We start from the raw sequence: 12,806 nt of genomic DNA on the forward strand, positions 1-12,806 counted from the left end.
GGGGTGCACCATGAATAGCACGGCCGTAGGGCGTTGGCTGAGCGTCGTCGGCATCGGCGAGGATGGGTGGGACGGTCTGTCGTCCACCGCCCGCGCGCTGGTCGAGGGCGCGGAGTTGCTGGCCGGCGGTGCCCGCCATCTGGCGCTGGTGCCTGAATTCGCGGGACAGGAGCGGCTGCACTGGCCCTCCCCCTTGTCGGACGCCTACCCCGCCCTGCTGGCACGGCGTGGTCGGAGGGTCTGCGTGCTGGCGAGCGGCGATCCGTCCTGGTACGGCATCGGCGCCACCCTGTCGAAACTCGTTCCGGCGGAGGAACTGTCGATCGTTCCGGCTCCGTCATCCTTCAGCCTCGCCGCCGCCCGCCTGGGCTGGCCCATGCAGGACTGCGGCACCCTGACGGTGCATGGGCGCCCTCTGGAGCTGGTCATTCCGCATCTGCAACCGGGCGCACGGCTGCTGGTTCTGTGCTGGGACGGAACGACTCCGGCCAAGCTGGCGGCGCTGCTGACGGCGCGCGGCTTCGGACCGTCGCGCCTGATCGCCCTGGAATCCATGGGCGGCCCGCGCGAGCGCTGCATCGTTGCGACGGCGGAAGAGTGGTCGGCGGAGCGCGTGGCCGACCTGAACACGCTGGCGGTGGAGTGCGTCGCCGCGCCCGGCGCCCGCGCCCTGCCCCGCACGCCGGGCCTGCCCGACGACTGGTTCGAGCATGACGGCCAGATCACCAAGCGGGAGATCCGCGCCGTCACCCTGTCCTGGCTGGCGCCGCGCCGCGGCGAGCTGCTGTGGGACATCGGCGCTGGTTCCGGTTCCATCGGCGTCGAATGGATGCTGAGCGACCCGACCAACCGCGCCATCGCCGTGGAGCACAAGGCCGACCGCGCCGCCCGCATCCCGGCCAACGCCGCCGCCTTCGGTGTGCCGGGGCTGGAACTGGTGCGCGGCAAGGCGCCGGAAGCGCTGGACGGCCTGCCGGCGCCGGACGCCGTGTTCATCGGCGGCGGGCTGACCAACGACGGCGTGCTGGACGCCTGCTGGTCGGCGCTGAAGCCCGGCGGGCGGATCGTCGCCAACGCCGTGACGCTGGAAAGCGAGGCGATGCTGATCGCCACGCACAAGCGGCTGGGCGGGCAACTGTCGCAGATCGCGGTCAGCCGCGCCGCGCCCATCGGCGGCTTCACCGGCTGGCGCCCGCTGATGCCGGTCACCCTGTGGCTGGCGGAGAAGCCGCTGTGACGGCGCATCGCATCATCGCGGCGGGCATCGGTTGCCGGGCGGATTGCCCCGGCGACGAGATCGCCGGGCTGGTCCGCGCCGCCTTCGACGAAGCCGCGCTGGACGAGGCCGTTCGCCGCTCCGTTCAACTGGCGGCACCGATGCGCAAACGGAACGAGGCCGGTATGGCAGAGGCGGCACAGCTGCTCGCCCTGCCGCTGCGGTTCGTTGACGATTCGGCGTTGGCCGCGGTTCAGGACCGGGTGCGGACCCGCTCCGCCCGTGTCGAGGCCGCCGTGGGCGTCGCCTCGGTCGCGGAGGCTGCGGCGCTGGCCGCCGCCGGGCCGGGCTCAACCCTCCTGCTGCCGCGTCGTTCCACCCCGCGCGCCACCTGCGCGCTCGCGATTTCCGAAGGCATTCCCACATGACCGTGCATTTCATCGGCGCCGGACCGGGCGCGCCCGACCTGCTGACCCTGCGCGGGCGCGACCTGATCGCGTCCTGCCCGGTCTGCCTCTACGCCGGATCGCTGGTGCCGAAGGAGATCATCGCCCACGCCCCGCCGGGCGCCCGGATCGTCGACACCGCCCCGCTGACGCTCGACCAGATCGTCGCCGAATTCAAGGCGGCGCACGCGGCCGGGCAGGACGTGGCGCGGCTGCATTCCGGCGACCTGTCGGTCTACAGCGCGCTCGGCGAACAGACGCGGGCGCTGCGGGAGCTGGGCATCCCCTACGACATCACGCCGGGCGTGCCGGCCTTCGCCGCGGCGTCGGCCGCGCTGGGGCGGGAGCTGACCCTGCCGGAGGTCAGTCAGACGCTGATTTTGACACGGACGGAGGGCCGCGCCTCGGCCATGCCGGCGAACGAGACGCTGGAGGTGCTGGGGCGCTCGGGCGCCACGCTGGCCATCCACCTGTCGATCCACGTCATCGACCGGGTGGTGGAGCGGCTGACCCCGCTCTACGGCGCGGGTTGCCCGGCGGCGGTGGTCTACCGGGCGAGCTGGCCGGAAGAGCGCGTGCTGCGCGGCACGCTGGCCGACATCGCCGCCCGGGTGGCGGACTCGCCGATGGAACGCACCGCCCTGATCCTGGTCGGCCCGGCGTTGGGGGTGGAGGATTTCCGGTGCAGCGCGCTCTACGACGGGTCGCACGTGCGCCGCTACCGGGGGCTTGGGGAGTGAGGGAGCTGCTGACTCCCTCTCCCCTCCGGGGAGAGGGTCGGGGTAAGGGGGATGTGGGGGGACCGGTGCGTTCGGCAATGGCCGGCCCCCCTCACTCTAACCCTCTCCCCGGAGGGGAGAGGGGATTAAAGGGCGCTCCATCCGGAACCGCCGACGATGTTGCCTTGGCGGTCGGTGACCAGCACCTCGACCGCGACGGGGGCGCCGTCGAGCGTGTCCAGCGCCGTGCGCTGGGCCAGAACCGCCACGCGGTCGGCCAGCGGCAGGCCGGCCTCCCTCGCAATGCCCAGGACCTGCGCGGCTGTGTTGGCGCTCCGGGCCTCGGCCACGCGCTCCGGAGCGGCGCCCAGCTCGGCCATGCGGTCGGCCAGCCAGTCGAGATCAACGCTGCCGCGCTTGGAATGCAGGTCGAGCAGGCCGCGCGCCAGCTTCCCGAACTTGGCGAAGCCGCCGCACAGGGTCAGGCGCGGAATCGGGTGGCGGCGCAGGTACTTGAGCGTACCGCCCGCGAAGTCGCCCATGTCGAGCAGCGCGTGCTCCGGCAGGCCGTAGCGCGCGACGACCGCCTTTTCCGAGGTGTCGCCGGTGCAGGCCGCGACGTGGCTCAAGCCCGCCGCCCGCGCCACGTCGACGCCGCGCTGGATCGAGGCGATCCAGGCCGCACAGGAATAGGGCACGACGATCCCCGTCGTCCCCAGGATCGACAGGCCGCCGAGGATGCCCAGGCGCGGGTTCATGGTGCGGCGGGCCAGCGCCTCCCCGTTTTCCACGGAGATTTCGACAACGACGTCGGGGCCCTCGCCAGCCAGCCCCGCAGCCTCCTCCACCGCTTGGCGGATCATCGCGCGGGGCACCGGGTTGATGGCCGGTTCGCCGACGGGGACCGGCAGGCCGGGTCGGGTCACCGTGCCCACCCCCTCGCCCGCGCGGAAGACGACGCCTTGGCCCGGTTCGGCGCGGCTGACGCGGGCGCGGATCAGCGCGCCGTGGGTGACGTCCGGGTCGTCGCCGGCGTCCTTCACCACCCCCGCCGCCGCCCAGCCCTCGCCGCGCTCCGTCCAGGCGAGCGCGAAGGCTGGCGTCTGGCCGCCGGGCAGGGTTACCGTCACCGGATCTGGGAAGTCGCCGGAGAACAGCGCCCCGCAGGCCGCCCGCGCGGCGGCGGTGGCGCAGGCGCCCGTCGTCCAGCCCCGCCGCAGCGCCTTGCCGTCGCCGTTACCGCTTCCGTCGCCGTCCACACCGTTTTCCGTCGCTGAGTGCTCGTCCATGACCGCAGAGCCGTCGCCCGACTCCCTTTCTCTTCCTCTGGAACTGGCCGACTTCCGGCCCGGCAGCGTCTGGCTGGCGGGGGCCGGTCCCGGCGACCCTGGCCTGCTGACCCTGCTGGCCCTGCAAGGTCTAAGGCAAGCCGACGTGATCGTCCACGACGCGCTGGTCGGTGAACGGATCATGGCGCTGGCGACGCCCTCGGCAAGGCTGGAGTTCGCGGGCAAACGCGGAGGCAAGCCCTCCGCCCACCAGGACGACATCACCAACCGCCTGATCGGGCTGGCGCGCGAGGGGCACCGCGTGCTGCGGCTGAAGGGCGGCGACCCCTTCGTCTTCGGGCGCGGCGGGGAGGAGGCGCAGGCCCTGGCCGAGCGGGGCATCCCCTTCCGAATCATCCCCGGTATCACCGCGGGCCTCGCCGGCCCGGCCTACGCCGGCATTCCGGCCACCCACCGTACGGCGAACCAGGCGGTGATCCTGGCGACCGGCCATTCCTGCGCCGGCGGGCCGGACTGGAAGGCGCTGGCCGCGACGGGCGCGCCGCTGATCCTCTACATGGCCTGGAAGGGCCTGCCCGGCATCGCGGCGGCATTGATGGAGGGCGGACGGCCCGCCGACACGCCGGTCGGCGTGGTGACCGACGCGACGACCGAGCGGCAGCGCGTGCTGGTGACCTCGCTCGGCACCTGCGTCGCGGATCTGGAGGCGAGCGGGATGGAGCCCCCGGCCATCATCGTGATCGGCGAGGTGGTGCGGCTGCGCCCCGTGCTCGACTGGCTGCCCAATGAGCTTCCCCATGGCTGAGGCCCCCATGTCCGAGGCTGCACCGCGCGGGCTGATCGTCGGGGCGCCGGCGTCGGGCACCGGCAAGACCACCGTCACATTGGGTCTGCTGGTCGCGCTGAAGGCGCGCGGCCTGCGCGTCGGCGCGGTGAAGGCGGGGCCGGACTACATCGACCCGGCCTTCCATCAGGCGGCGACCGGGCGGCCCAGCGTCAACCTCGACAATTGGGCGATGGGGCCGGACCTGCTGGACTCGCTGGCCCGGCGCGCCGGGGACGGCACCGACCTGCTGGTCTGCGAGGCGCTGATGGGCCTGTTCGACGGGGTGGCGGGCGTCGGGGCGACCGGCACCGGGGCCACGTCGGAACTGGCCGCACGCACCGGCTGGCCGGTGATCCTGGTGGTCAACGCCAAGGGCCAGTCGCAGTCCGCCGCCGCCCTGGTCAAGGGCTTCGCCACCTACCGCGACGATGTCCGGATCGGCGGGGTGATCCTGAACAACGTCGCCAGCCCGCGCCACCTCGCCCTGGCCGGCGGCGCCATCGAGGCGCTGGGCATCCCCGTCCTCGGTTCGCTTCCCCGCACCCCCGACGTGATCCTGCCCGAACGCCATCTCGGCCTGATCCAGGCGGAGGAGACGGCGGACCTTCAGGAACGTCTGGCGGCGCTCGGCCGCTTCATCGCGCAGCATGTCGATCTCGACCGGGTGGCCGCTCTGGCAACCCCCTCCCGCGCGCCGGAGGGGAGCTTCGCGCCCGCCCTGCCGCCGCTGGGCCAGCGCATCGCCATCGCGCGCGACACTGCCTTCACCTTCGTCTACCCGCATTTGCTGGAGGGCTGGCACGCGGCGGGCGCCGAGGTGACGCACTTCTCTCCGCTGGCCGACGAGGCGCCGCCCGACGACGCGGACGCCGTCTATCTGCCCGGCGGTTATCCCGAACTGCACGCCGGACGACTCGCCGCCGCCGGACGCTTCCGCGACGGGATGCACCGCGCCGCCACCCTCGGGCGCCCCATCTACGGCGAGTGCGGCGGCTACATGACGCTGGGCGAGTCGCTGGAGGACGCGGCGGGCACCACCCATCCGATGCTCGGGCTGCTGGGGGTGCGGACCTCCTTCGCCAAGCGCAAGCTGCATCTGGGATACCGCCGCGCCGTCCTGCTGGGCGACACGCCGCTGGGCCGGGCGGGCACCGCGCTGCGCGGGCACGAGTTCCACTACGCCTCGATCCTCGACCGCGGGGCCGACGAACCGCTGGTCACCGCCATGGCGGCGGACGGGTCGGACCTCGGGCCGCTCGGCGGGCGGCGCGGCAGCGTCTTCGCCTCCTTCTTTCATGTAATTGCAGCGGACCGATGAGCGACCACGCCTTCGCACCGGAAGAGCGGGACGCGCTCTACAAGGCGATCTTCTCGCGCCGCGACGTGCGCGGGCAGTTCGCCCCCGACCCGGTGCCCGACGCGGTGCTGACCCGCGTCCTGACCGCCGCGCATCACGCGCCATCGGTCGGCTTCATGCAGCCGTGGAACTTCATCGTCGTCCAGGACCCGGCGGTGAAGGCGCGGGTCCACGCCGACTTCACCCGGGCCAACGAGGAGGCCGCCGCCCTCTTCACCGGGGAACGCAAGGCGCTCTACAGTCGCCTGAAGCTGGAAGGCATCCGCGAGGCGCCGGTCAACCTGTGCATCACCTGCGACCGTGAGCGCTCCGGCCCGGTGGTGCTGGGGCGGACGCACATTCCGACCATGGACCTCTACTCCTGCGTCTGCGCGGTGCAGAATCTCTGGCTGGCCGCCCGGGCGGAGGGGCTGGGCGTCGGCTGGGTCAGCATCCTGCACGAGGACAGGCTGCGCGAGGCGCTGGGCATCCCGGAGCGGATCGTGCCCGTCGCCTATCTCTGCCTCGGCTACGTCTCCCACTTCCACGAGACGCCGGAACTGGAGAAAGCCGGCTGGCGCAGCCGGCTTCCCCTGGAGGACCTCGTCTTCCGCGACCGCTGGGGCGGGACGACGTAAGAACCGCCGTCAGGCCCCGAAGCCGCCGTCGATGGTCTGGAACGAGCCGGTGATCATCGCGCCGTGCGGACCGGCGACGAAGGCGGTCAGTTCGGCGACCTCGCTGGCGTGGGCGTGGCGCTTGATCGCCATGAAGCCGTGCATGGCGGCGGCCATCGGGCCGTCGGCCGGATTCATGTCGCTGTGGGTCGGCCCCGGCTGGATGGCGTTGACGGTGATCCCGCGGTCCCCGAAGTCGCGCGCCAGACCGCGCACCATGCCCTGGACCGCCGCCTTGGTGAGCGCGTAGGCGGCACCGCCCGCGAAAGGCATGCGGTCGCCGTTCACCGACCCGATGACGATGATGCGCCCCGGCCCGGTCATGTGGCGCGCCGCCTCGACCGCGGCGTGGTAGGGCCCGCGCACGTTGATGTCGATCATGCGGTCAACCTCGTCGGGGTCGAAGGTCAGCGGATCACCGATCATCGCGACCCCGGCGTTGACGACCAGCACGTCCAGCGCGCCACGCCCGGCCACCGTGGCGATCACCGCGTCGCGGTCGGCGCTGTCGGTGCGGATCGCCTCGGACCCGGTCTCGGCGGCCAGCGCCGCGGCGGCCTCCGCCGAACCGGCGTAGGTGAAGGCGACCTGCCCGCCGCCTGCCGCGAAACGCTGGACGATGGCCTTGCCAATGCCCCGGCTGCCGCCCAGCACCAGGATGTTCTTGCCCGCGAAGTCGCTCATGATCGGTTCCTTGATTTAATGTAGTGACCGCTATATAAAATCAGCGAGGGGCATCGCGCAAGGATTTTTTATAGTGGTCGCTACAAAAAAATCGGAGCCGCGCGGACGGCGGCGTTCCTTCGATGTGGACGAGGCTGTGGAGACGGCGATGCGCCTGTTCCACGCCCGCGGCTACGACGCGGTCGGTGTGGCCGAACTGGGCGCCGAGCTGGGCATCAAGCCGCCGAGCTTCTACGCCGCTTTCGGCAGCAAGGCCGGGCTGTTCGAACGGACCTTGCGGCGCTACGCGGCGGGCGAGGCCAACGTCTTCGCGCGGGCGCTGGCGGCGGGCGGTGATGTGGCGACGGTGATCGGACGGACGCTGGCGCTCGCCGCCGAGCTTTATCCCGGCCAGGGCGGAACGGCGGGGTGTCTCGTGCTCGACGGGGCGCGCAACAGCGCCGACCCCGAGGCGCAGGCCCTGGCGGACGCGGCCAAGCGGGAGGGCCGCGCCGCGGTTCGCGACTTCATCGCCACCGAAGCGCCGGACCGCGCCGACGCGCTGGCCGATCTGGTGGTGGTCGCGATGATGGGGATGTCGGCCGCCGCCCGCGACGGCGCGGACCGGGAAAGGCTGGAGCGGGTGGCCGCCATGATGGACCGCGCCTTCCGCCGGGAGCTGGCGGGCGCCTGACCGGTTCCCCCTGCGGTGGATAGTGCAGGATTTTCGCCACGTCTTGGTCCTTACGGCTGACCGGCGGGCGGTGCAGGATCAGCGGCAGCCGGGAAACTCCCGCATCCCCATTGAGGACCAACCGCCATGCCCCCGCGTCTCGACTACCACGCAACCGCCCCCGCCGGCATGAAGGCCCTCGCCGGCGCGCACGGCTACGTCAGCCAGTGCGGGCTTCCGGTCACGCTGATCGATCTCGTGTACCTGCGCGTTTCGCAAATCAACGGCTGCGCCTATTGCATCGACCTGCACAGCCGCGATCTGTTGAAGAACGGCGTCACCATCGACAAGCTGGTGCTGGTGCCGGTCTGGCACGAGGCCGAAGCGCTGTTCACCGACCGTGAGCGCGCCGCGCTGCGCTGGGCGGAGACGGTGACGCAGGTGGCCAACACCGCCGTCCCGGATGCGGAGTTCCAGGCGGTGTCGGCCCAGTTCTCCGAGAAGGAGGTGGCCGACCTGACGATCGCCATCGGCCTGATGAACCTCTACAACCGCCTCGCCATCAGCTTCCGCACGGTTCCCGCCGCGGCCCGCTGAGCGCGGTCCGCCGGATCAGTCATGCCGGATCAGCCGTGCCGCCTCACCAGCTCGGCCAACCGGCGGCAGTCGTCGGACAGGCGCCGTTCCTGAAGGTTGGTGATGCCCAGCAGCAGGCCCCGGGGGCGAGCGGCCTCCGGGCCATCGGCGTACCAGGGCGACAGCGGCACCGGAGCGAGGCCGTCCGCCTGCGCCGCCGCGGCGATGGCGATGTCGCGGCTGCCCGGTGGCAGGACCAGCCGGACCGACAGGCTCCCCGACGCCTCCACCGCCATTGGCGACTCCGCTCCCACAGCGTCACGCATGGCCGCCAGAAGCGCTTGCTGGCGGACGGCGTAGAGCCGCTTCATCCGGCGCAGGTGTCGGAAGTAATGCCCGCCCGCCATGAAGTCGGCCACCGCCCGCTGCATTGCCGCCGCCGGAGCCGGGGACAGGCAGGCGGCGGCCTCGCCGAACAGGCCGGCCAGCCCCGGCGGCACCATCAGGAAGCCGAGCCGCAGCGCCGGGGTGATCGTCTTGCTGAAGGTGCCGGCGTGCAGCACCCGCCCATCACGGTCGAGGGAGGCCAGCGCCGGAGCGGCCCGGCCCTTCAACTGCAGTTCGCTGAGATAATCGTCCTCGACGATCCATGCCCCGGCCCGCGACGCCCATTCCAGCAGGGCGAGGCGGCGCTGCAACGTCATGGTCACGCCGAGCGGCGCCTGCTGGCCGGGCGTCACCACGGCCAAGCCCGCCGACGGCGCCCGTGCGAGTCCCGCATCCACGTCGATCCCGGCGGCGTCCGCCGGCACGGGCACCACGGTCAGGCCGGCGAGGTGAAGGGCGCGGCGGGTCAGGGGAAAGCCGGGCTCCTCCATCCAGGCGGTGGCGCCGTCGAGCCGCAAGGCCCGAATCACCAGCCCGAGCGCGCCGGAATAGCCTGCCGTGATGAAAATCTGCTCCGGCGTGCAGCGGATGCCTCGGGCGATGGCCAGCACGGCGGCGATCTCGCGCCGCAAATCCGGATGGCCGCGAGGATCGGGATAGCCGACCGGGGCCGCCGCCGCGGCCCGAGCGGCCCGCCCGACGATCCGGGACCACAGCGTGAAGGGGAAGGCGTCCTGCGCCGGCACGCCCATCTGGAAAGGCAGCGGCGCCCGCTCGACACTGGAGAACAGTTCCAGGATCGACGGGGCCTTGACCGGCCCGTCGGGGGACGGCCCCGCCATGGCCCCCTCGGCCACCCGCGTCCCCGCGGCGCCCAGGCCGACCGCAAGCTGTTCGTCAATCAGCCGCTCATAGGCGTCGCGCACCGTGCCGCGGGACACCCCGAGTTGCACAGCCAGATCCCGCCAGGACGGCAACCGCGCCCCTCCGGCCAGCCGGCCATTGCGGATGGCGTCGCGCAAGGCGGCGTGGATCTGTGCGGACAGCGGAACCTTCGTGGTCCGGCTGAGGGCGATGTTCAGAGTTTCCGGCGGCGGCAGGGCGGGCATGGGCCGCAGGATAGCGCAACCCTGTCCGTCCGCAATCCAACGCAAGCCCCCCGGTTTCACGCCGGCTGGCCCCGGCGTCCGGCGCGTCGTGAACGAAAAAAAGGCCGGAGCAATCGCTCCGGCCTTGAGTCTAGGGAGGAAACGCCCCGAGAATGGGCTGGCGGAGAATAGGAGCACCCCTTTCGAACTGGTATTACCAATCAGGAATAGGTGCAGTGCAGCACCCGCATAGGCCAGGGTTGCCCTGTGAGCAACGGCGTCGCAGCTGAACTGACCACTTCTTCCGTTCGTGGGAGGTTTAAAAAACCCAAAACCTACCGTGGTATATTCCAGGGACTCACCCTCGCCTGCATGTGTGGAGATAGTTATGGGTCAGAGACTCGCGATTTTCGTAGCTTTTGTCTTAACATTGAGCGGCTGTGTTGCTATGACACCAGCCACCCCGGAGGTTTCCGTCAAGGATTTCCCAGAAATTGGCAAGACCGTCACTCGCGAAGTCGGCGAAACAATCATTGATCAGGAAAATATTAAAGTCTTTCCTGCAGCCTATTTCAGCCATGATCTCAAATATGCCATGACTGCATTGTATGTCGGCTTCCGAAAAGATACCCCATATGTGGCAGATCAGATCATCAACGGCCAAAAAGCTTACTGTGGACAGGGATTTATTTGCGGCGGGTTTAACAACGATTGCCAGGAAGGGCAGCCCGTCTGCTTTGTTAAGGGAAAATCATCGTCCCAAATTGATGTTCTGGGAAAATTTGGACTCGAAGCCATCAACATCAATCCGAACTTGATCCGGTATAGCCGCGCGGCCGCGTTCGACAGCGTTGGTTTCCGGCGCTACCTCGTCTACACCGGCAAGTCTGGGCCGGTAATTCATCTCGGATACAAGGAGCATACCAGCGAGCTCGACCGCCCGGCCTTTTCGCAGGATCTGAAATTCGATCTCTCAGAGAGTCGAGTCATCGGCTTCAAGGGAGCCCGATTTGAAATACTCTCAGCAACGAGCACCGAGATTACCTACAAGATGCTCACCGGCTTCGCGGACCGCACCGACTAATCCGCCCCGCGGCCGTGCAGGAGCATCCGCTCCCACAAGCCGCGTCCGCCATTTGAGAGCAGGCGCAAAGCCTGCTCGGGCAAGCTTTAGACTCGCCGAAGTCAATGGCCTTTCGGCATTTCCTCCGTCCTATGGTGTTCAGGTGCCGTCCCGTCGTGGAACGGGGCGATTTGTCATCCTCGGTACAGCTTCACCACCGACGCGCGAACGCGCATAATCCGGCGCGGAACTGGGGGTGCGGCCCGCAGCGGAAACGGCCGTGCGGGCGCTGGATGGGGAACGACGGCATGGGATTCGGCAGGGGCGTCTGGCTACGCCCGGTGGTCGCGCTGGTTCTCGGGATTCTAACCAGCGAGATTTCGGCCGGCGGACCTGCGTGGGCGGACCCCACCCGCTTCACCATCCTCTACGCCCACAGCACGACCGAGTTGGAGGACGTGCAGGGACGCGGCGGCATCGCCCGGCTCGCCACGCTGGTCCGGCAGGAACGGGCAGCGGGCGGAACCGTGCTGGTACTGCACGGCGGGCAGGCGCTCGCCCCCTCCGTCCTGTCCTTCTACGACCAGGGCGCGCACGTCATCGACCTGCTGAACGGGGTCGGCATCGACGCCATGGCGGCGCTGAACCGGGAATTCCATCACGGTGACGACGTGCTGATGACCCGCGCCTTCGAAGCGAACTTCCCCATGGTCGTCTCCAACGCGGTGGACCGCCAGACGGGCAAGCCGCTGGACGGGCTGGAGGACCGGGCGATGCTCAACGCCGGGCCGGTGCGCGTCGGGGTGCTGGCCGCGACGCCGGCGCGGACGGGGGAAATCACCCGCTCGCCGCGCACCGACTTCCTGCCGCCGGGTCCGGTGCTGGCCCAGAAGGCGAAGGACCTCCGCAACGCCGGCGCCGATCTGGTGGTGGCGCTGACCGGCGATTCCGGCGGCACCCACCGCGAGGTGATCGCCTCCGGCGCCGCCGACATCGTGCTCTACCAGGACCGCGGGCGGGTGGTCGCCGTGGAATATGACGGCAAGACCCTGAACGCGACGGTGGAGCCGCAGGCCGCCTGGGCGCTGGCCCTGGACATCACCGCCGAAAAGGTGACCAAGGGCGGCGCCACGCGCACCGTGTGGAGCAGCGGCGTGCGCGCCATCGACACCGCCACCGTGGCGCCGGACCCGGCTCTCGACGCCCAGGCCAAGGCCTACCGCGCCCGGCTGGACAGCATGCTGGGCATGCAGGTGGGCCGGCTGGACACCCCCATCGACACGCGGCGCGAGGCGGTGCGCGCCGGCGAGAACGCCTTCGCCAACACCGTCGCCGATTCGCTGCGCGAGGCGCTGGAGGCCGACGTGGCGCTGATCAACGGTGGCTCCTTCCGCGGCGACCGGGCCTATGCGGCGGGCACGGTGTGGACGCGTCGGGACATCCAGACCGAGTTCCCCTTCCACGACACCGCCGTGCTGATCGAGATCACCGGGCAGCAGCTCCGCGACGCGCTGGAGTTCGGCTTCTCCGGGATCGAGCAGTTGCAGGGCCGCTTCCCGCATTTGTCCAACGCCCGCGTCACCGTCGACGCGTCCCGCCCGCCCGGCCAGCGGGTGGTGGCGCTGACGGTGGGCGGCAAACCGGTCGAACCAACATCCCGCTTCCGGCTGGCCACCGGCAGCTATCTGGCCAGCGGAGGCGACGGCTATGCGATGCTGGCCGCCGCCCCGCGGCTGGTGGACGATCGGGACGCCGATTTCGTCTCGACCATCCTGGCCGGCCGGATCGCCCGGACGGGCGGCTTCGCGCCGCAGCTGGACGGCCGCCTGACGGTCCGGCGGTAGCGC

Annotated in this window: 13 protein-coding genes; 10 read left to right on the forward strand and 3 right to left on the reverse strand. The window is 70.7% G+C overall.

From position 1 onward, the window contains the following. The first annotated feature begins 10 nt into the window (after window positions 1-10). The 3 genes from cbiE to cobM are packed head-to-tail and all read left to right on the forward strand — an operon-like array spanning window position 11 to window position 2,402. Window positions 11-1,237 carry a precorrin-6y C5,15-methyltransferase (decarboxylating) subunit CbiE gene (cbiE, locus tag FHW79_RS16060; protein ID WP_183179860.1) on the forward strand — a complete coding sequence of 409 codons (1,227 nt, stop codon included), beginning with the start codon at window positions 11-13 and terminating at the stop codon, window positions 1,235-1,237. Next, window positions 1,234-1,644 carry a cobalamin biosynthesis protein gene (locus tag FHW79_RS16065; protein WP_183179861.1) on the forward strand — a complete coding sequence of 137 codons (411 nt, stop codon included), beginning with the start codon at window positions 1,234-1,236 and terminating at the stop codon, window positions 1,642-1,644. Before cbiE ends, FHW79_RS16065 begins: the two co-directional genes overlap by 4 nt. Then, window positions 1,641-2,402 (forward strand): precorrin-4 C(11)-methyltransferase, encoded by a 762-nt coding sequence (gene cobM / locus FHW79_RS16070; RefSeq protein WP_183179862.1) that lies wholly within the window; start codon window positions 1,641-1,643, stop codon window positions 2,400-2,402. The genes FHW79_RS16065 and cobM overlap by 4 nt, the downstream gene beginning before the upstream one ends. Before the next feature lie 125 nt (window positions 2,403-2,527). Here the strand turns inward: cobM and FHW79_RS16075 are convergent, their stop codons facing one another. Continuing rightward, window positions 2,528-3,670 (reverse strand): cobalt-precorrin-5B (C(1))-methyltransferase, encoded by a 1,143-nt coding sequence (locus FHW79_RS16075; RefSeq protein ID WP_211108319.1) that lies wholly within the window; start codon window positions 3,668-3,670, stop codon window positions 2,528-2,530. On the opposite strand from FHW79_RS16075, the gene cobA reads away from it, so the two are divergent. The 3 genes from cobA to bluB are packed head-to-tail and all read left to right on the forward strand — an operon-like array spanning window position 3,669 to window position 6,470. Continuing rightward, window positions 3,669-4,475, forward strand: a complete 807-nt coding sequence (gene cobA / locus FHW79_RS16080) for a uroporphyrinogen-III C-methyltransferase (RefSeq protein ID WP_183179863.1) — start codon at window positions 3,669-3,671, stop codon at window positions 4,473-4,475. The genes FHW79_RS16075 and cobA overlap by 2 nt on opposite strands. Next, window positions 4,468-5,814, forward strand: coding sequence for a cobyrinate a,c-diamide synthase (locus tag FHW79_RS16085; protein ID WP_211108320.1), 1,347 nt, complete (start codon window positions 4,468-4,470; stop codon window positions 5,812-5,814). The genes cobA and FHW79_RS16085 overlap by 8 nt, the downstream gene beginning before the upstream one ends. Continuing rightward, entirely contained in the window at window positions 5,811-6,470 is a 660-nt protein-coding gene (bluB, locus tag FHW79_RS16090; protein ID WP_183179864.1) for a 5,6-dimethylbenzimidazole synthase, read from the forward strand. Before FHW79_RS16085 ends, bluB begins: the two co-directional genes overlap by 4 nt. 9 nt (window positions 6,471-6,479) lie before the next feature. Here bluB and bdcA read toward each other — a convergent pair whose 3' ends face one another. After that, window positions 6,480-7,193 carry an SDR family oxidoreductase gene (gene bdcA, locus FHW79_RS16095; RefSeq protein WP_145690016.1) on the reverse strand — a complete coding sequence of 238 codons (714 nt, stop codon included), beginning with the start codon at window positions 7,191-7,193 and terminating at the stop codon, window positions 6,480-6,482. Between the two features lie 73 nt (window positions 7,194-7,266). On the opposite strand from bdcA, the gene FHW79_RS16100 reads away from it, so the two are divergent. After that, entirely contained in the window at window positions 7,267-7,866 is a 600-nt protein-coding gene (locus FHW79_RS16100; RefSeq protein WP_348984177.1) for a helix-turn-helix domain-containing protein, read from the forward strand. 126 nt (window positions 7,867-7,992) lie between these two features. Then, window positions 7,993-8,442: a carboxymuconolactone decarboxylase family protein gene (locus FHW79_RS16105; RefSeq protein WP_183179865.1), complete on the forward strand. Its 450-nt coding sequence runs from the start codon at window positions 7,993-7,995 to the stop codon at window positions 8,440-8,442. 29 nt (window positions 8,443-8,471) lie between these two features. Here FHW79_RS16105 and FHW79_RS16110 read toward each other — a convergent pair whose 3' ends face one another. Next, window positions 8,472-9,917, reverse strand: a complete 1,446-nt coding sequence (locus tag FHW79_RS16110) for a PLP-dependent aminotransferase family protein (protein WP_183179866.1) — start codon at window positions 9,915-9,917, stop codon at window positions 8,472-8,474. A gap of 367 nt (window positions 9,918-10,284) precedes the next feature. Between FHW79_RS16110 and FHW79_RS16115 the strand changes: the two genes are divergently transcribed. Then, complete coding sequence (locus FHW79_RS16115) at window positions 10,285-10,980, forward strand: hypothetical protein (protein WP_183179867.1); 696 nt, start codon at window positions 10,285-10,287, stop codon at window positions 10,978-10,980. Between the two features lie 287 nt (window positions 10,981-11,267). Beyond that, window positions 11,268-12,803 (forward strand): 5'-nucleotidase C-terminal domain-containing protein, encoded by a 1,536-nt coding sequence (locus FHW79_RS16120; RefSeq protein ID WP_183179868.1) that lies wholly within the window; start codon window positions 11,268-11,270, stop codon window positions 12,801-12,803. Window positions 12,804-12,806: the final 3 nt, after the last annotated feature.

The sequence above is a fragment of the Azospirillum sp. OGB3 genome (assembly GCF_014192915.1).
Lineage (GTDB): Bacteria > Pseudomonadota > Alphaproteobacteria > Azospirillales > Azospirillaceae > Azospirillum.